The organism is Pedobacter sp. KBW06, assembly GCF_003852525.1.
Taxonomy (GTDB): domain Bacteria; phylum Bacteroidota; class Bacteroidia; order Sphingobacteriales; family Sphingobacteriaceae; genus Pedobacter.
On sequence record NZ_QAJL01000003.1, the window covers coordinates 1,633,751 to 1,652,339 of the forward strand.

The 18,589-nt window shown below is 41.8% G+C and carries 21 protein-coding genes; 12 read left to right on the forward strand and 9 right to left on the reverse strand.

What is annotated here, in order from left to right; all coding sequences use genetic code 11:
• Nucleotides 1–25 precede the first annotated feature (25 nt).
• Together DBR43_RS21520 and DBR43_RS21525 are read left to right on the forward strand one after the other, a co-directional pair.
• The gene (locus tag DBR43_RS21520; protein WP_124584550.1) at nucleotides 26–547 is read left to right on the forward strand and encodes an acyl-CoA thioesterase; all 522 of its coding nucleotides are present in this window, start codon (nucleotides 26–28) and stop codon (nucleotides 545–547) included.
• Between the two features lie 40 nt (nucleotides 548–587).
• Complete coding sequence (locus DBR43_RS21525) at nucleotides 588–1,778, forward strand: sodium:proton antiporter (protein ID WP_124584552.1); 1,191 nt, start codon at nucleotides 588–590, stop codon at nucleotides 1,776–1,778.
• On the opposite strand, the gene DBR43_RS21530 is transcribed toward DBR43_RS21525, so the two are convergent.
• Nucleotides 1,775–2,182 (reverse strand): EVE domain-containing protein, encoded by a 408-nt coding sequence (locus DBR43_RS21530; protein WP_124584554.1) that lies wholly within the window; start codon nucleotides 2,180–2,182, stop codon nucleotides 1,775–1,777. The two genes, DBR43_RS21525 and DBR43_RS21530, sit on opposite strands and share 4 nt — an antisense overlap.
• 71 nt (nucleotides 2,183–2,253) lie before the next feature.
• Nucleotides 2,254–2,760, reverse strand: a complete 507-nt coding sequence (locus DBR43_RS21535; protein WP_124584556.1) for a hypothetical protein — start codon at nucleotides 2,758–2,760, stop codon at nucleotides 2,254–2,256.
• 262 nt (nucleotides 2,761–3,022) lie between these two features.
• On the opposite strand from DBR43_RS21535, the gene DBR43_RS21540 reads away from it, so the two are divergent.
• Nucleotides 3,023–3,391, forward strand: coding sequence for a hypothetical protein (locus tag DBR43_RS21540; RefSeq protein WP_124584558.1), 369 nt, complete (start codon nucleotides 3,023–3,025; stop codon nucleotides 3,389–3,391).
• Between the two features lie 409 nt (nucleotides 3,392–3,800).
• Here DBR43_RS21540 and DBR43_RS21545 read toward each other — a convergent pair whose 3' ends face one another.
• A complete protein-coding gene (locus DBR43_RS21545) occupies nucleotides 3,801–4,043 on the reverse strand; it encodes a hypothetical protein (RefSeq protein ID WP_124584560.1) in 243 nt (80 codons plus the stop codon).
• A 543-nt stretch (nucleotides 4,044–4,586) separates the two neighbouring features.
• Here DBR43_RS21545 and DBR43_RS21550 point away from each other — a divergent pair.
• A complete protein-coding gene (locus DBR43_RS21550) occupies nucleotides 4,587–5,357 on the forward strand; it encodes a DUF4595 domain-containing protein (RefSeq protein WP_124584562.1) in 771 nt (256 codons plus the stop codon).
• A 51-nt stretch (nucleotides 5,358–5,408) separates the two neighbouring features.
• Here DBR43_RS21550 and DBR43_RS21555 read toward each other — a convergent pair whose 3' ends face one another.
• Genes DBR43_RS21555 through DBR43_RS33455 form a run of 3 tightly spaced genes read right to left on the reverse strand, consistent with a single transcriptional unit; the run spans nucleotide 5,409 to nucleotide 6,216 of the window.
• Entirely contained in the window at nucleotides 5,409–5,588 is a 180-nt protein-coding gene (locus tag DBR43_RS21555; RefSeq protein ID WP_124584564.1) for a hypothetical protein, read from the reverse strand.
• The gene (locus tag DBR43_RS21560) at nucleotides 5,564–5,938 is read right to left on the reverse strand and encodes a DUF6266 family protein (protein WP_124584566.1); all 375 of its coding nucleotides are present in this window, start codon (nucleotides 5,936–5,938) and stop codon (nucleotides 5,564–5,566) included. The genes DBR43_RS21555 and DBR43_RS21560 overlap by 25 nt, the downstream gene beginning before the upstream one ends.
• Nucleotides 5,881–6,216 (reverse strand): DUF6266 family protein, encoded by a 336-nt coding sequence (locus tag DBR43_RS33455; protein ID WP_124584568.1) that lies wholly within the window; start codon nucleotides 6,214–6,216, stop codon nucleotides 5,881–5,883. Before DBR43_RS33455 ends, DBR43_RS21560 begins: the two co-directional genes overlap by 58 nt.
• Nucleotides 6,217–6,635: 419 nt before the next feature.
• Here DBR43_RS33455 and DBR43_RS21570 point away from each other — a divergent pair, with 419 nt between their 5' ends.
• The 5 genes from DBR43_RS21570 (at nucleotide 6,636) to DBR43_RS21590 (ending at nucleotide 10,412) form a co-directional block, all read left to right on the forward strand.
• Nucleotides 6,636–7,802, forward strand: a complete 1,167-nt coding sequence (locus DBR43_RS21570) for an MFS transporter (protein WP_124584570.1) — start codon at nucleotides 6,636–6,638, stop codon at nucleotides 7,800–7,802.
• Nucleotides 7,803–7,807: 5 nt separating this feature from the next.
• Complete coding sequence (locus DBR43_RS21575; RefSeq protein WP_124584572.1) at nucleotides 7,808–8,473, forward strand: DAPG hydrolase family protein; 666 nt, start codon at nucleotides 7,808–7,810, stop codon at nucleotides 8,471–8,473.
• A gap of 78 nt (nucleotides 8,474–8,551) precedes the next feature.
• Nucleotides 8,552–9,367 carry a helix-turn-helix domain-containing protein gene (locus DBR43_RS21580; protein ID WP_124584574.1) on the forward strand — a complete coding sequence of 272 codons (816 nt, stop codon included), beginning with the start codon at nucleotides 8,552–8,554 and terminating at the stop codon, nucleotides 9,365–9,367.
• A 35-nt stretch (nucleotides 9,368–9,402) separates the two neighbouring features.
• Nucleotides 9,403–9,969, forward strand: coding sequence for a Crp/Fnr family transcriptional regulator (locus DBR43_RS21585; protein WP_124584576.1), 567 nt, complete (start codon nucleotides 9,403–9,405; stop codon nucleotides 9,967–9,969).
• 113 nt (nucleotides 9,970–10,082) lie between these two features.
• Nucleotides 10,083–10,412: a DMT family transporter gene (locus DBR43_RS21590; protein WP_124584578.1), complete on the forward strand. Its 330-nt coding sequence runs from the start codon at nucleotides 10,083–10,085 to the stop codon at nucleotides 10,410–10,412.
• Between the two features lie 223 nt (nucleotides 10,413–10,635).
• Here the strand turns inward: DBR43_RS21590 and holA are convergent, their stop codons facing one another.
• The gene (gene holA / locus DBR43_RS21595; protein WP_124584581.1) at nucleotides 10,636–11,661 is read right to left on the reverse strand and encodes a DNA polymerase III subunit delta; all 1,026 of its coding nucleotides are present in this window, start codon (nucleotides 11,659–11,661) and stop codon (nucleotides 10,636–10,638) included.
• Between the two features lie 56 nt (nucleotides 11,662–11,717).
• Here holA and DBR43_RS21600 point away from each other — a divergent pair, with 56 nt between their 5' ends.
• Entirely contained in the window at nucleotides 11,718–12,179 is a 462-nt protein-coding gene (locus DBR43_RS21600) for a type I restriction enzyme HsdR N-terminal domain-containing protein (RefSeq protein WP_124584583.1), read from the forward strand.
• A gap of 75 nt (nucleotides 12,180–12,254) precedes the next feature.
• A complete protein-coding gene (locus DBR43_RS21605; protein ID WP_124584585.1) occupies nucleotides 12,255–12,476 on the forward strand; it encodes a DUF6965 family protein in 222 nt (73 codons plus the stop codon).
• A 200-nt stretch (nucleotides 12,477–12,676) separates the two neighbouring features.
• Here the strand turns inward: DBR43_RS21605 and DBR43_RS21610 are convergent, their stop codons facing one another.
• Nucleotides 12,677–15,346, reverse strand: a complete 2,670-nt coding sequence (locus tag DBR43_RS21610; protein WP_124584587.1) for a valine--tRNA ligase — start codon at nucleotides 15,344–15,346, stop codon at nucleotides 12,677–12,679.
• 309 nt (nucleotides 15,347–15,655) lie between these two features.
• Here DBR43_RS21610 and DBR43_RS21615 point away from each other — a divergent pair, with 309 nt between their 5' ends.
• Nucleotides 15,656–16,105, forward strand: a complete 450-nt coding sequence (locus DBR43_RS21615) for a putative immunity protein (protein WP_124584589.1) — start codon at nucleotides 15,656–15,658, stop codon at nucleotides 16,103–16,105.
• 322 nt (nucleotides 16,106–16,427) lie between these two features.
• Here the strand turns inward: DBR43_RS21615 and DBR43_RS21620 are convergent, their stop codons facing one another.
• Nucleotides 16,428–18,581 (reverse strand): S9 family peptidase, encoded by a 2,154-nt coding sequence (locus tag DBR43_RS21620; RefSeq protein WP_124584591.1) that lies wholly within the window; start codon nucleotides 18,579–18,581, stop codon nucleotides 16,428–16,430.
• Between the last annotated feature and the right edge of the window lie 8 nt (nucleotides 18,582–18,589).

The window sequence follows — 18,589 nt, forward strand, 5'->3', positions numbered from 1 at the left end:
ATTTTTACTTACTTTTGCAGCAGCTATGAGCACAAAAATAAAAAGCCCGAAAGAATCTTTCACCATCATGAATGAATTGGTATTGCCGAATGATACCAATACACTGAACAATTTAATGGGAGGCAGATTGCTTCACTGGATGGACATTGCTGCCGCTATTTCTGCTCAAAAACATTGCAACAGGATTGTGGTTACCGCATCTGTGGATAATGTATCGTTTAAACAACCAATCAAACTGGGTGATGTAATTACGATTGAAGCAAAGGTAACCCGTGCATTCAATACTTCTGTAGAAGTGAGACTGGATGTATGGGCAGAAAATATTCCTTCCGGAAGCCGTGTAAAATCTAATGAGGCCTATTATACTTTTGTGGCGGTAGACCAAAGCGGAAGGACCATTCCTGTTCCTGAGCTTAGCCCGGAGAGTCCGGAAGAAATAGAGTTATTTGCCGGAGCTTTAAGAAGAAGGCAGCTGCGCCTGATCCTTGGCGGAAAAATGAAAGCCAATGATGCTAAAGAACTTAAAGCTTTGTTCTTTGAAGATTAAAACCATCTCCGCGGAAATCCGTTATTAAAGAAAAGGAAATATGACGACATACACGACACTGATTATTTTAAGCGGACTCGTCATCTTTTCTTACCTCTTTGACCTCGTTGCCAGTAAGACCAAATTGCCTTCTGTGCTCCTGCTCCTGCTTTTAGGAATCGGGTTACGTGTCCTCGTCGATAACCTTCAGCTGCATACCTTTAATTTTCTAACGATTCTGCCTACACTGGGGACTGTTGGACTGATCCTGATCGTTTTTGAGGGCTCTCTGGAACTCAAATATGAACGGGAGAAGAACAAACTGATCAAAGGAGCGTTTCTGTCGGCCTTTTTCATTCTGATCACCACAGTATCGGTCATTACCTTTATCATCTATCAGATCACCGGAAAAGAGCTGTACGTGTGTTTTACCAACGCCATACCTTTCAGTGTGATCAGCTCGGCCATTGCCATTCCTTCTGCAGCAGCATTGAGCAATAAAAGCAAGGAGTTTATCATTTACGAATCGTCTTTTTCAGATATCCTGGGAATTATCCTCTTTAACTTTGCGATCTCCAATCCGCACATCTCAGCTTCCTCCTTTACAGGCCTGGCGCTCAGCACAACATTGATCCTGATTCTTTCTGCCATTTCCTGCATTACGCTATTGTACCTGATGGGTAGGATTTCACACCATATTAAGTTTTTCCTGATCATTTCAATTCTGATCATGGTGTATGCCATCGGACAGTCTTATCACCTGTCTTCACTGGTATTGATTCTTTCCTTTGGCTTGTTCCTGAACAATGCAGACACGATCAAACATGCCTATTTCAGGAGCATCTTTATTTATAAGAATTTATCGAATGACCTGACACAGCTCTACCAGCTGTCGGCAGAAAGTGCCTTTATTATCCGGACCTTTTTCTTTGTGATCTTCGGATTTACGATGAATATTTATGCGCTGAATGATGGCATTGTGATTGCCAACGGACTGATTATCCTGGCTACGGTCTTTATCATCCGTTTTGTTTACCTGAAGATTTTCAGAAAAGAAAACAGTGGTACAGAGTCTTTTATCGCCCCGAGGGGGCTTATCAGTATCTTATTGTATTTTAACCTGCCTCCGGAGTTGAAGATCCCGGAGGTAGGTACGGCTTTCCTGTTCCTGGTGGTACTGGGATCAAGCCTGATTATGAGTATCGGATTGCTATCTGCGAAAAAAACTGCAAAAACAGCAGCAGTACATTAAACAGAACCCATTTCCAGGATTTTATCAAACTCTTCTGCTTTCAGCTGCATCACAGATAAACGGCCTTGTCTGACTAATGAAATGTCTTTTAAGCTTTCTTCTGCTTTGATCTGCTCTAAAGTAACTGGTGTTTTTAATGCTTCCAGAGGCGCTAAATCAACCACTACCCAATTCGGATCTTCGGTAGTCGGGTCCTGATAGAACTCTCTTACCACTTTGGCAATTCCTACCACATTCTTTCCTTCATTGCTATGGTAAAATAGAACAAGGTCACCTTCTTTCATCAATTTCAGGTTGTTACGCGCCTGGTAGTTTCTTACCCCATCCCAGAAGGTTCTTCCATCCTGGTTAAACTTTTCCCAACTGTATTTAAAGGGTTCACTTTTTACGAGCCAATGATTCATGGTATTCTTTATTTAAACGGGCAATTTTGCGACTATTATTTAATAGTCCAAAACTAACAAAAGGGAATGGATTAGGAAGCAAGGTGTCCTATTTTATTCAATGCTGTATTCAACTCCTCCGGTTTATTCGTTCCGATAAGTAACCTCCCATGGTCATTAAATTCCAATTGTAATCCTTGATTTCCTGAAATATTAAAAGCTTTTCCTTCCGTTCCAATCCTGATCCCCCAACCTCCATATTCTCTAAGCGGGCTATATTGTCTGATGTAAGATCTGTCGATCTTGTCCCAGGAATAATGTTTAAAGGAACTATGAAAAGGAAAAAACCTCACATAAATCCCGTCAGTTTGAATTTTGGTTTCCAGCCGGAAGTTGAAGAACAGGATGTTCAGCAAGAAAATAAACCCTGTCCCTGCTAAAAGTACAACATCCGTTGATGACAGATTCCCAAACTTCTCCCCAACTACAACCTGCTCAAAAGCCGTAAAAACAAACAGTCCGTTTAAGCCGATCAAAATCAGCCACAACCACCATTGGTTAAACTTTTGCTTTTCCCAAAAAACAACCTCATTACTCATTTCTTTACTCCTTTTATACAGGAAAGATACCACATTACATTCAAAATTAATTCCCCGGACCAAAAAATCATTTTAAACTCAAATCGGGCTCCAATATTAATTAAAACTGTACATTCGTTCCAACATCAATACCATCATCCAGAAATTTAGTTCATTTATGAAAAATTACAGGCAAATATTACTTATAGCTCTTCTGCTTTGTGTTTCCAGCGTAGCCTTTTCTCAGCAAATCAGTATTGATCAACTGAGAAAATTTAATGAAATGGACTTAACTAGTTTTAGAAAGGAAATTAAAGAAGTACACAAATACAGTTATTACGACAAAACGGAAACAGACGATTTTCGTTTATTTGAGTACGACAGTCCGGATTACGTCAATAAAATTTCAAAATTTGATTATGTGAAGGACAAAAGCTCAAATATGATTGAGCTTTCAACAACAGATGAGAAGGCCTTTGCTGCCTACAAAAAAAACATCCTTAGCCTTGGTTATAAAGAAACAGGAACAGGCAAAGTTCCCGGCGGAGAAGCATATAAAGACTACGCTAAGAAAGAATTGCGACTCAGACTGGTATTCCCGAAAGAAAACACAGAACCTCCGAAATCATATACGATCATTGTTCTAAAATAAAGAGGATCTGTTGCCTATATCCAATTTCATACAAGGGTTCTACAAAAGCCCACGATTTCTCATGATCATTGAATAAATACTCAACCCAAATATTATAAAAGAAAAGACCATATAAATGACAACAGCAATATTTCCCTTTTTAACTGTTGCTGACGGCTCGATTTTATGTCTTTTAATTATTTTCTGATATCTCTTACGGTATTTACCTAAGATATCTATCGGCCTCCATCCGGCGACAGCAGGGAATCAATATTTTTTACATACAGCGTTCCGCAAGTATTAAAGCCACAGCCACCATTGATTAAACCGCTGTTTCTCTGAAAAAAATCACACTATTCATATTTTATTTTTTACGGAGTAGCTTCTACCGGTATTTCCTTCGTCTCCTGCTTGCACCAAACCAGGCTATTTATTTTAATAGTTTTGAAAAACTAACAGTATGATCAAAAAACTCCTCAATTATATAGAATGTGTCTACTTCTATGTCTTTTAATTTTAATATAAACACAGTTTTTCCGTCAAAAAAAGTTTCGCTGGTAGATTTTTCAACCTCCACTTCTGTGATTTTTGAAGACGCTGATATTGATTTATAAGTAAACCAACGGTATGTTTTTAAAGAAACCGTATCATTCTCAATAACTATACTTTTCACGAGATGATTTATATACTTTCTTCTCACAAAGTATGGAACACAGACAAACGCTACCACTACAATAGTTATCAGCAAGAGTGAAATAAAAAACAATCCTAAAGAAACGCCAAGAATCATACTGAAGCATCCAATAAAAAAACAAGACAGGCAGGAGCCGCCACAAAAACACTCCATTTTGTATCATTTTGCCATTTCCTATAAAAAAGCGCTCCTATATCGTTAGCGATTAAATGAACTTTATCTTTTTCTATCCTATTTTCCTTCATTACTTAAACCACCATCCATTAATATCTAAGTCACGAAAATGCCTGCTCATACCAAAACTAGCAGGTCTTAACGCTTCATCAGGTTAAAAAAATCCAACAAAGGGTTTAATTTTAATAAAATAACTCTATATGAAATAAAAATACCATAAAAATAAAACAAAACAGTAACATCAGTTAAAAAGAGCAGTCAAACAGTTGCCTTATAAGAAATCAAAACACAATCTTTGCATTACAAAACCAATTATTACAATTTTAGAAAATTACTTAAACACTCAAAATGAAAAGAACACTAATTTTAACGCTCTGCTCAGCAATACTGGCTGTCAGCTCTTGTAAAAAAAAGGACGAAATCATTGTCATCATCGATCCGCCAGTTCCCGCACCATGTCAAATGATTAAAACAAACCTCAGCTCTAATCTATTTCAGTTATCCGACGTACTGACTTATGACGACAAAGGAAGAGTCGTAAAAACACTCTCCAGCGACAAAAATGAGGTCACTTATGCCTACTCCAGTACAAATATCACCCAAACTCTGGGAAAATCTCAAACGTTCAATATCAACTATGTTCTGGATGACAAAGGCAGGGTCGGTCAGGAAAACATTTCAGAAACAGATAAGATCGTATATGTCTACAATACAGACGGCTACTTATCGGAAGTTAAGGACATAGGCAAACAAGGAGAAAATTATTCGATGGTCTATTCTTATACAAATGGAAATCTGACTAAAATCGAGAAAAAAGGAGGAACTCCAGATCCAACTTCAACCATTAATATCAGCTATGGAGCAGATATTGCGGTGTCGAACTTCTTCATTCCTTCAATTTCAGATCTACCGGAAAGCATGACCGGAGTACTTAGTCGCTATTTCGGAAAACCATCAAAAAATTTGCCTACCAAGATCACAAGAACCCTACCTGGCAGATCCTTAATATTTAGTTATGAAAAGGATGCAAAGGGAAATGTCATCAAGTTTACCAATACAACATCTGCCCCATACGAATCCCAATCATTTACATCGACTGCTGAATACAGCTGCAAATAAGAAAATGAGGAGCCACAAAATTATGGCTTCTCATTTTTACAGTAAATCTCATCACGGCCCTCTTTCATAAAACGGGTTTACAAATCCCTGGATGTCCATAACGATGTCTTTCGTCTCTGTTAATCCCGCCCTTTCATCACTATTGTCTCGTTGAGCATCCTTCATTTCCGTTTCCGGAATCACCTCCTGCGCTTCTCCTTCCTCTCTCAATACCGGCTCCGGACCTTGCACAATTTCATCCTTCCCAGATACTGGCTGTCCGACTGACTACACCTGTCTTTAGCCACTACAGCAATATAAATATCAACTTCCTTTCCAATCAAATCTTCTGAAAGCACCAGCACCTCTGTTCCGCTGCTTCTGAAATTACCTGTACTTTGAAAGGAAGCCTTTCCAGCCTCCATATCTATCGCCAGCAGCATCATCTGATCATAAGAGGAACCACCTTCAACAAAAGAAGGGTCCCAGTTAAAGCGTAACAGTCCTTCTCCTTCCTCTACAACTGCAGCTCCTGTTAAACCAGTCAGATTTCCACCGCTGATTTTAAACGCAGCCGGATCAATGTAATCTCCTTCCTCCACCGCTCTGAGGGCAATTGTCTGTTATAGGAAAGTGCAGCACGCATCCCTCCACTCTTTGTCCAATAATCTTTGAATCCAACCTTTACCAGCCCTTTAACCACATTTAAAACATCTTGTACCAGCTTAAACCGACTTCTGCTTTTCAATTCATTCTCTGTTGGCGGAGCAGTCCGCTCCGGTAAACTCCTCATCCGGTCTACACCATATAAAGTATAACCGACCACAGGGCCCACCTTTCCACTGAAACCACCCAATACACCATTTGTAATTCTTGCCATAATGCTTTATTTAAATTAATGTCATACCAACCTTATCCCTGTCTCGGGGCTAAGTTGCAGTTCACAGGACATTTACCCATTGCTTACACGCTGTTTACACGTTATCAAGCGTGTCTCCACCGAGTATAGACCGAGGATACACCTCATATAGAGCCTGGTACCGGGAAACTGATCAAGCACAAGATACGGAGCAAAACCCTTCCGGAGTGCCGGATAAGAATTGCCCTTTCATCTGTATACCCACCATAATCAACAGAAACGATCTTTAAAATGCAATTTTTGAGCAGAAGATCGTCAACACCTATTTTTCCCCCTAAAGATTACCTGTTTCCGAATAGTGCATTACCATTAGCGAATAGTACAAGATTCGCCCTCCCCCTTTCCTGACTTTTGCATCGTTGATCATTAAAACCTCAGCAATGAAAAGTCTATCAAAAACAGGAATATTTGCCCTATTACTTTGCAGCAGTCTTACCATTATGGTAGGAACAGTGATTGCCCCATCTTTAACAGAAGTTTCCATACATCTTGGTTTTACCCGCAATCCAGGTTGGTTAATCACCTTACCTGCGCTGGGGGTTGTCTTATTTGCACCCATCATTGGAAAAATAATGGACCGTAAAGGCCCTTACGTGGTCATGTGCTGGGGACTGGTTCCGTATGCCCTGTTTGGTGTCATTGGAATATGGCTGAACAATCCCATTCTCTTAATTGCAGACCGCATTCTGCTGGGTGCCGCGACTGCTGCCATTCAAGCCTCCACAACCGCACTTATTGCCTGTTTCTTTGAAAAGGAAGAGCGCATAAAAATGATCGCCTGGCAGGGGATGTCTATAGAATTAGGAGGAGTGCTGTTTCTGAGCATAGGAGGAATTCTGGCAGAAATGAATTGGCAATACCCTTTTTTCATATATCTTATGGCCCTTTTTTGCCTGTTTATGGTCCGGATTGGCATTCCAGGGATCAAGGTGAATAAAGTAACTGAGAAACTGCTCCAGCCAGAGATTATCCCTAAAAACATGATCCATATCCTGGCCTGCGTAATCATGGCCATGGTTCTGTTCTTCATCGTTGTTGTTGGCCTGCCACAATACCTCCCACAGGCTTTTGGTTTCAGCGCTTCGCTGACTGGCTATTTCATGGCATTCATTTCGGTAATTGCAGTATGTGCGGCAAGCCTGTTGCCTTACCTGATCAAACAAATCGGCTCAAAATATACGCTGGCAGCAGGTTTTACCTTCTTCGTCGCGGCACACCTCTTGTTTTCTTTTTCAGCCCATACAGGATCCCTGATCCTTGCTGCGATGGCCACAGGAATTGGATTTGGCTTTACCGTTCCCCTCCTCAACCACCTGACACTCGAAGAAAGTGATGCCTCCAACCGGGGAAGAAATCTCGGCTATTATTCCATGGGAATTTTTGGAGGCCAGTTCCTCTCTTCCTTTATGGAAATCTTATCGCTGGACCTCAAAACCACCTTTTTCATGGCCGCCGGTATCGCTGCGCTGGTTGCAGCAAGCCTCTTTTACCAGGCCAGAAAAAGCACCATCAACATTGTAAACAATAATTTTAACCTTAATAAATAAATATCATGAGAATTGAAGAAGCAAATGATCTGCTAAAACCTGGTTACCTGTCTTTTGAAGCCGGTTACAAACGTTACGAAGACGGACTGTTGGTGATTGCCGCACGTTCCAGCCTGATGAACATCACTAAAGAAATGATCGAATGGTGGGTGGGCTATGTACACAACTCCGAACAGTATTCCTGGTGGCATAAAGAAGACCATGTGTTCAGCGACTGGATCGGAGAACGTGGTACAGGCAAGTACATCGGGGGAACGCATATTGCCCATGAGCGTCTGGGTGGCGAAGAAATCCATAAGCTCAGGATCAATTTCTTAGACCCCTCAGTGATCATGGACACCAGTAAATTTGAAGCAGCCGGAGTAACGGCCATTCATGCCCGTCTGGCCCTCGACGGAGAACCTGGTTATGTGGCCAAACTGCTTCATTTTGTCCGGGATACGCCATATGGCTGTGAAATGCGCAGCAGGTTCTGGATGGGTTGTTTCGAGGGAAACGACCTGGAGAACAATTTTGAAACCCGCAGCAGGATTTACCCTGATGAAGTAGGGGCGGGATTGCTTAAACATTGTCATGAGGAAATGAGCAATCTTGGTATTTTCCTTCCCGAATTGTATGAACGCGAAACGGGCAAAAAAGTTAAAATCGGCTCCATGGCCGACGTCATGTAAGCCAATATACCAGCGGCCTGCAGGAGGAGAATGCTGCAGGCTGCTTTTCAGAATATAATCAAAATACTATCTTTACCCATGAAGTTTACCCATCGGATTGATCCGGAAAAGTTTCTTATTTACCAACTGAACGATTGTCCGGAAAGTTATCTCCAAAGCGCCCACCGCGAGGAATACTTTGAAATGATCTGGTTCAGGTACAAGGAAAATATCAATCCGCAAGCTCCTGAAGAAGGACAATACGTTTACCTGATTCCTCCGTACAGAGCTACCCCTGTCTCCATAAAAGACAAAGAAGGTTACCTGATCGCCTTTAAAAGAGATTACCTGGACGAGGATGATAAAGAATATGCGCTTGATGTTTTCAATCTCTTTAACATACAGGGTCAATATTCACTCATTCCTTTGGATGTCGCTACCGTAGGACGTTTTGTTCACCTTTATGCGCTCATTAAGGAAGAATACGGGCAACCCATGGGTACTTACCTCGTTTTAAAATCATTGCTAAAGGTTTTTCTCTTAAACCTGATCAGGATCAACCAGAAAGCTTTTTTAAATCAGGATGTAAACCAGAAACGTGTATATCAGTTTATTCTCCTGATGGATGCTCATTATGAAACAGAAAGAAAAGCATCGTTCTACGCAGGCAAACTGGGGATCAGCGTAAAAAGGCTCAACCAGATCCTGCTGGAGAAAATGCATAAAACACTCACCCAGCTGCTCCACAACCGGGTAATCCTGGAAGCCAAAAGAAGGCTGATCAGCAGTGACCATACCATTAAAGAGATCGCCTATCAGCTCAATTTTGAAGATCCGGGCTATTTCTCCAGATTTTTCAAGAAACAAACGGGCCTGAGCCCTGAAAAATTTAAAGCTTCAGCGGCGTTAAAGTAAGATCTTTATATTTGCTGAAACATCGACCTCTACGAATGGAAACCCTCAAAAAGATCATTACCGATATTGCTGCTATTTCTGAATCCTCAGCCGAAAAGCTGTGCGAGCTTTTTGAGGAAGTTCATTACCCTAAATCCCATCTCCTGTTTCGTCAGCATGAAATGGACCCTACCCTTTATGTCATCAAATCGGGAATTGCCAGGGCCTATTACCGGACCGACGACAGTGATGTTACCTTTTGGTTCGGGACCGAAGGGAGTGCTGTGGTTTCCTACAATAGTTACATCAACCAGACTCCCGGCTACGAAAGCATCGAGCTGCTGGAAGATACGGTCCTTTATCGTCTGGAACACCGGCACCTTGGTGCTTTATATGAAACCGATATAGAAATTGCCAACTGGGGGCGAAAGCTGATGGAAAAAGAAATCATCCTCGTAGAAGAAAGGCTCATTTCCAGGCTATTGCTCAATGCCACCCAACGCTACAAAAACCTGATGGACCATCAGCCGGAACTGCTGCAAAGGGTTCAGCTGACTTATATCGCCTCTTATCTGGGAATTACTCCCGTTTCTCTAAGCAGGATCAGGGCTGAGATCCGATAATTTCTTATCATTTGTTTAGTTTGCTTTCCACAGCAATTGCGGAACTTTGTCGGAGAATTTAGCAGCAATTAATGCTGTAATGCAAACCAATAAACACAAAGAACACCAATATTATGAGCTGGATATTATTAATTTTAGGAGGCCTTTTTGAAGTCGCTTTTGCTTCCTGTCTTGGAAAAATGAAAGAAACAACAGGAAACACTGCCCTGATGTGGGGAACAGGTTTCGTAGTTTGTCTGGTCATCAGTATGGGGCTGTTGATTAAGGCCACACAGACCTTACCCATCGGAACTGCTTATGCAGTGTGGACAGGGATCGGCGCAGTAGGAACAGTACTGGTTGGGATTTTTGTATTCCAGGAGCCGGCTACCTTCTGGCGTATTGTTTTCATTACGACACTGATCTGTTCTATCATCGGATTAAAAGCCGTTTCTTCTCACTAAAATCTAAGAATTAAAGGACAATAAGACTGACTTAGCAGTTTGTAAACTCATAGTAGTAAAATTGTATAAGATTCGAGGTTGCTGAGGGGTTGGTGAGGGGTTGACGTAGGGTTGACGACGTATATTACCTCAGCACCCCTTACCAACCCTTCAGCAATACCAGGGCCTATACAATTTACTGACAATTGTCCTACACTACGATAAGTTTACCTTTTGCTGTCCTTTAATGGATCATTTTAAAGAGTAATTCCTTCAACAGCTCTCCGTCCGTGATGTTTCCGGTACTGTCTACCCCTTTACTTTTCAAGTCATACTCCCTCAAAAGGCTGATGATATCAAAAGTTTTAGGCAGGCTGTAACTGCGTGCTGCAGTTTCAAAATCCTTTACAAAATAGGGGTTTACGCCCAGCTCCTTTGCCGCATCTCCTTTATTCGGCAAATAATGATATTTGAGAATCTTGGAAAAATAAGCATTCAGGTTGGCCATGACCATCACCATTGGATTGGCCTTCGGGTTGTCGGCAAAATAGTTGATGATCTGATTGCACTTCAAAACGTTCTTTACTGCCAGTGCTTTTTGCAATTCAAAAACGTTATATTCTTTACTGATCCCTATATTTCTCTGGATCAGATCGGTATCAATGGTTACTTCTTTGCCGATATTCAGCATTAGCTTCTCTACCTCATTGGCGATCTTAGAAAGGTCGGCACCCAGGTATTCAGCCATTAAGGCCGAGGCCTGAGGGGCAATCTTATACCCTTTCTCTTTCACAAAATCGTCGATCCAGGCGGCAAGCTTATAATCGCGCACCAGTTCCGACTGAAATACCAGTCCGTTTTTATCGATCGACTTATAAATTTTCTTCCGCTTGTCAAAGTTGGCATATTTATACCCGAGTACGAGGATCGTGCTGGGCATAGGTTTTTCAAAATAACTCTGAACAAACTCTGCTTCCTTACTGCTTCCTTCGGTTTCTTTGGCCCATTTCAGGTCCTGTGCTTCCTTCACCACGATCAGCTGGTAATCTGACATCATGGGATAGCGTTTAGCCGCATTCATGACAGCAGCCATATCTGTATCTTTCCCATAGAGCACCGTTTGGTTGAACCCTTTTTCCATATCAGTCAAAATATGCTCTTCCATATAATGAATAATCTGGTCTATGTAATAGGGCTCTTCACCATGTAACAGGTAAACAGGTTTAAACTTTCTGGCTTTAATGTCTTTGATTATGTCGGCAGCACTCATATATTTATCCAAATGTAACGGCTAAAAACTAAATATTAAAGGTTATTTTTGCACAAATGGCATTTACCCCTACCGCATTGAACCTTCCTGAGTATCCTTTTAAAATTACACTGAAGGATAACAGGCATTTTATCTTTGATGAAATCCGTAGAAAACACCTTGTCCTGACCCCTGAAGAATGGGTAAGGCAACATTTCATTCAGTATCTTATTCTTGAAAAAAAGTTCCCCAAAACACTGATCCAGATTGAGGGGGGACTGAACCTGAACCAACTGCAAAAAAGAAGCGACATCGTTATTTTTAACACTTCCGGAGAAAGGTTGATGGTGATTGAATGCAAAGCCCCATCGGTAAACATCACACAAGCGGTATTTGACCAGGCATCCCGCTACAATTCTGTCTATAAAGCCAAATGGCTGGTGGTGACCAACGGGCTGAAGCATTGTTACGCCCGGATTGACCATATCGCAGCGCAATTTCAGTTTAGCCCTGAGTTACCGGAATACCAACAGCTCTAAGTACCCTTCAGGAAAGGCCCTTCCTTTTTGATAAATTTATCCGGAGGAGCTTCATTTTAGTATTACCTTTGTCAAATGACAGTTCCTGAATTAGAAGATTACTTTTCCGGCATAAACCTACCGCAGTCCCTGGAGCTTTATCCGGGAACAAAACTCAATGATGTGGCACAATGTGTAGATACACATCTTACTGTACTGAAAATCTATGGCAATATCAGGCCCTATGAATGTTTCTACGACAGGCTCCTGAAGATCAAAGAAATGGTGGAGAAAGAACAGGAAAACGCCGAAGAATAAAAGAAAACTTAAAGATAAGTGCAAGGAAAAGAAGCCGCATAAAACAAATCAACGGCAGTTCATAAAACAAGCGAAAGAACAGCTGTAAAACAAGTAAAAGAGCTGCTATACAACAAGTAAAAAAACACCCCAAAAAAAGGCAACCCCTAAAGGTTGTCTTTTTCATTTGATAATGTTTATGATAAAAGAATCCTGATCAATTAAACCAGGGATTCGATCTGTCCTACAATAATGCCGATCTTAGCTTCCGCATCTGCTTTTTTATTGCGTTCGTTCTGAATGATCTCCGGTTTCGCATTCTGCACAAAACGTTCGTTGCTGAGCTTTGCATCAACAGACTTCAGGAAGCCTTGCAAGTAAACTAATTCTGCGTTTAAGCGTTCCTTTTCTGCTTCTACATCGATCGTCTCGTTCAACTGGATAAAGAACTCGTCGTTCCCCACCATAAAGCTGGCAGCTCCGACAATCTTATCATTTACAAACTCCACTTCATTGATATTTGCAAGTTTGAAAATGATGTTCATCCATTTCTCATAGTCCAGTCCGGAGTTCACCTTAATGTTTAAAGGCAAAGCTTCTTTAGGTGAGATCTGTTTGGTATTACGTACGTTTCTAATCTCTGCAACGAGGCCTTTTACGACTTCAACTTCTTTCAGCAATGCTGCATCAGCCGTTCCTACGACAGGATAAACCGCAACGATACAGCAGTCCATCTCTCCCTTTTCACCAAACAATTCATCATGCCATAATTCTTCCGTAAGGAAAGGCATATACGGGTGTAATAAGGTTAAAATCTTCTCAAAGAAACCGATGGTTACTTTCAATGTTTCCGCATCAATAGGATGCTGATAAGCAGGTTTCACCATTTCCAGATACCAGGCACAGAAATCATCCCATACCAGTTTGTAAGAAGCCATCAATGCCTCAGATAAACGGTATTGTTTAAAGTTATCTTCAATCTCAGCCAATGCTTCATTAAAGCGGTTTTCAAACCATAAGATCGCCTGTGCATTAGGATTAGCCAGGTTTTCATCTACTTCCCATCCTTTAACCAGACGGAAAGCGTTCCAGATCTTATTGGCAAAGTTCCTGCCCTGCTCGCAATAGCTCTCATCAAACATGAGGTCATTTCCTGCCGGAGAACACAGCAGCATTCCTACCCTTACCCCATCAGCACCATATTTTTCAATCAGGCCAATCGGATCAGGTGAATTGCCCAGAGATTTAGACATCTTACGTCCTTGTTTATCTCTCACAATACCGGTCAGGTATACATTGTTAAAAGGTTTCTTTCCACGGAACTCATGTCCGGCCATGATCATTCTTGCTACCCAGAAGAATAAAATCTCCGGAGCAGTAACCAGGTCATTGGTCGGATAGTAATAGTTGATCTCCGCATTGTCCGGATTTCTGATGCCATCAAAAACCGAGATCGGCCATAACCAGGCAGAGAACCAGGTATCCATTACATCGGGATCCTGTTTCACAAACGGCGCCAGCTGATGCTTAAAGCCCGCAGCTTCCGTCGCCGTAAATACACCGTCAATATCTTTAAGCTTTAAAAATTCATCTAAAGCAGCTTCTTTAGTTTTTGCAACCACCCAGTTTCCCTGGTCGTCGTACCATACCGGAATCTGGTGTCCCCACCATAACTGCCTGCTGATATTCCAATCCCGGACATTCTCCATCCAATGACGGTAAGTATTTCCAAACTTCTCCGGAATCAACTTTATATCACCGTTTAACACATCTTCCAGTGCCGGTTTAGCCATCTCATCCATCTTACAGAACCATTGTAAAGACAATTTCGGCTCAATGGCCACATCTGTACGCTCTGAAAAACCAATCTGAGATTTATAATCTTCTACCTTATCCAAATGTCCGGCCTCATCCAATAACACCGCGATCTTTTTTCTCGCAATGAAACGGTCCTCACCAACAAGGATTACCGCCAGCTCATTTAAAGTACCATCGTCATTTAAGATATCGATTACAGGAAGCTTGTGCTTAATTCCAAGTTCATAATCGTTTAAATCATGCGCAGGTGTAACTTTCAAACATCCTGTTCCGAAATCCATCGTCACGTACTCATCCTCAATCACAGGAATCTCCCTGTTGATCAACGGAACAAATACTTTCTTCCCTTTCAGGTGTGTATAACGCTCATCATTCGGATTGATACAAATTGCAGCATCCGCCATGATCGTCTCCGGGCGGGTAGTCGCAATGGTCAGGAACTCCTGATCATTCGTACCTGCAACCGTATATTTGATGTAGTATAATTTCTGATTTACCTCTTTACGGATTACCTCCTCGTCAGAAACTGCAGTCTTACCCGCAGGATCCCAGTTCACCATCCTTATACCACGGTAAATTCTTCCCTGCTTATGCAAATGAATGAAACAGTCAATCACCGCCTCAGACATTCCTTCGTCCATTGTAAAACGAGTCCGCTCCCAATCGCAGGAAGCACCCAGCTTTTTCAATTGCTCCAGGATAATACCTCCGTACTTTTCCTTCCACTCCCACGCATATTTCAGAAACTCTTCCCTGCTCAGGTCCTTCTTCTCAATACCCCGCTCCTTCAACATCGCCACAACTTTCGCCTCTGTAGCGATGGAAGCGTGGTCTGTACCAGGTACCCAGCACGCATTCTTTCCCTGCATCCTCGCCCTGCGGACCAAGACATCCTGAATCGTATTGTTCAACATGTGTCCCATGTGTAAAACACCAGTCACATTGGGCGGTGGGATTACAATGGTGTAGGGCTCGCGCTCATCCGGCTCAGAATGGAAAAAGTTCTTTGACATCCAGTAGCTGTACCATTTATCTTCAGTCGCTGCCGGGTCGTATTTTGTAGAAATGCTCATTTTAAAAAGAAAAGTATCAGTTGAGCTGCAAAAATAAGAAAAAAAATAGGGATACTATTCGCTGGCTCAAATCTTTTGCTGAAGGGCAAAACATTTGGAAGGCCAGCTCATAGCACCCAATTTTTTGTTGGGCGGCAAGGCAAGGAGGACAGTCTGGGCGTAGAAAAGAGATAGACAGGGAAACGCGCATACAGCGACAGGAGGTTTACTGTAAAGGAAAGACCATTGGGCTTAAAGAGGAATTGAAAAAATGCTAATTTAGCTTTAGAGGACAATAACCAGTAGAGATAGTGCTTTAAAGAGAAAAAAATGAGAGATAAACGATTTGTTGCTGTTCATCGTGGGGGTCCGCTTAGCAGAGACGCACATCACCAATTGATAAATTGGGCCCATAGTTGTGTTTCCCATGTATTGGCTCTTTTTCCGGGAGGCATAGATGAGCGTTTAAAGGATGCTTTGAATATTGCAGAGGCCTGGGGGAACGGGCAGGCTTCAGTTGGAGATGCCAGGAATGCTTCTTTACAAGCTATAGCTGTTGCCAATGCATCTTCCGATCCGGTTTCAATTGCCATTGCACGTGCAGTTGGACATACGGTGGCTACTGCTCATATGGCTGATCATTCGTTAAGGGCGGTAGAATATGCATTGAAAGCTATAAAGGCCGCAGACAAATCAATTGAGAAAGAAAGAAATTGGCAGGATGATCACATGCCATCAGAAGTTAGCGCACTTCTCTTATCCGCCAGATCTAAAAGTTAACAGGTCAGCATCATGCTGATACGATCCTTCTTCCGGAACTTAATTTTATAAAAAAAAAGCCTATGTGCTTTGAGGACCTGTAAAATCTTTCCTTCAAAAGATTTTGAGACCGAAAAGTACATAGGCTTTTTTTTAGTGTAAAACTTTAACACAAAACTCTAACGCAAGCTTCAACATAAAGCAATAACGCAAGCTTCGATATAAAGCACTAACACAGGCTTCAACATAAAGCGATAACTAAAGCTTCAACTTAAAGCAATAACATAAACCTCAACGCAGCGCATTAACATAAAACGTCAATACACATAACGTCAAAACCGAATTACTTCAAATGAAGCATAAAATAATCCGTTACTTTCTGATAAAGATGCGCACGGTCTTTGCCCGTCACATTGTGCTCATGCCCCGGATAAATCATATAATCTACCTGAACATTTTTATCAACCGCATGTTTTACAAAATCAACAGTGTTCTGTTGCAATACCACCGGATCCTGAATCCCGTGAATCAATAGCAGATTTCCTTTCAGATTCTCTACTTTATCAGATAAGTTAGTGGCAGCAAAACCTTCAGGATTCTCCTGAGGAGTATCCATATAACGTTCTGTATACATCACTTCATAGAACTTCCAGTTGATCACGGCACCACCTGCAACCGCAGCTTTAAAGACACCAGGATGATTTACCATAAAATCAACGGTGTTGAAACCACCAAAGCTCCAGCCAAATAGGCCCATATTGCTGCTATCTACATAAGGTAAACCTTTCAAATGATCGACAGCTTTCATCATGTCTTCCATTTGAACATCACCTACTTTTCTGAACATAGACTGCTCAAAGGCTTTACCTCTGTTATCACTGCCACGGGTATCAATGGTAAGCACCACATATCCACGCTGTGCCATGTACCTGAACCAGTAATCGCCAGCTCCGGCATTCCAGCTATTGGTAATCAATTGCGCATGAGAACCACCATACCAGTAAACAATGACAGGGTATTTTTTAGTATTGTCAAAATTGGTTGGCTTATACAGACTGCAATAAATGTCATCGCCAGTATTGCTTTTGATGGTAAAGATCGAAGACTTTTCTGTAGCATACGCCGCAAGCGGATTGGCTGCGGTAAGTAGAACTTTAGTTTTGGCAGAAGCGGTTTCTATCAGCTGGATGACCCTTGGCTGATCCTGATTGCTGTAACTGTCGATCACCGTATTCCCCGAGCTGCTCACCTGTGCATTATGAACCGCAGCTCCCAGGGTAATCCTTTTCGATTTTCCGGATTTGATGTCCAATACATATAGATTTCTTGTGATTGGCGATTCTTCGGTAGATACATAATACAGCTGATCACCTTTAGGGTTAAAGCCTTTTACTTCTATCACCTCCCAGTTGCCTTTGGTCAGTTGTTTTAGGACTTTCCCTTTAAGGTCATACAGGTATAAATGATTCCATCCATCGCGGTTGCTCTGCCAAATAAATTTTGAAGGATCGGTTTTAAGGAACAGCATTGGTACCAGTGGCTCCACGTACTTTTCATCTTTTTCCTCGAAAATGGTTTTGATAAAATCACCTGTTGCCGCATCATATTGATTGAGCTTCATGTGGTTTTGTCCGCGGTTTAAGACCGCAATATATACATATTTATCATCCGGACTCCAGGCAATATTAGTCAGGTATTGTTCTGCAGGCTGCCCGGTTTTCAGGTATACCACCGCTTTTGTTGCCGTATTATAAATGCCAACTGTAACCTCATGACTCTTGTCTCCTGCCATTGGGTATTTGATATTCACATTTTTTGCAGGGCGTGAGGTCCAGTCGATGATCGGATAGTCTGAAACCATTTGCTGATCCATTCTGTAGAAAGCCAGCTGTTTGCCGTTGTTGCTCCAGAAGGTTCCTTTGGAGATTCCAAATTCATCTCTGTGAACAGAGGAAGCATAGACGATATCTTTGGTTCCATCAGTTGTAACTTGTTTTGCTTCTTTTCCGTCGGATACGAACAGGTTGAAGTTGTCCAGATAGGCCACATAACCCGCTTCGCTTTCTTCTGCATTTGTTTTACCTGCCAGGTCTGCACTAACCACCGTTTTATAGGTATTCTTTGCGGGGTTAAAGGCTACTTTGGCACCATTCAGGAACAGGATCCAGTCGGCACCCTGGTTAAATTGAATAAAAGGCATTGCCTTTAATGTATCCTTTTGTACCGCTTTTAATTTCTGGTTCAGCTGGCTGAGGGTAAGGAAAGTTTGTTCTTCTTTAGATTTGAAATTACCGGTCATCCATACCGGGCCATTGGCCAGGCGCTTTGCATACACATAATCTTCAGTTCCATAAATGAACTGAACCTGCGAGAGGTTTTCAGGAGCAAGGGTAGTGCGGGCATTACTCATTGCATCCTGCATGGTCAGTGTTTTATTCTGGGCGATTCCATAAAAAGCAATCGATACCAACTGACATACTAAGATAAGTTTCTTCATTGTTTTTG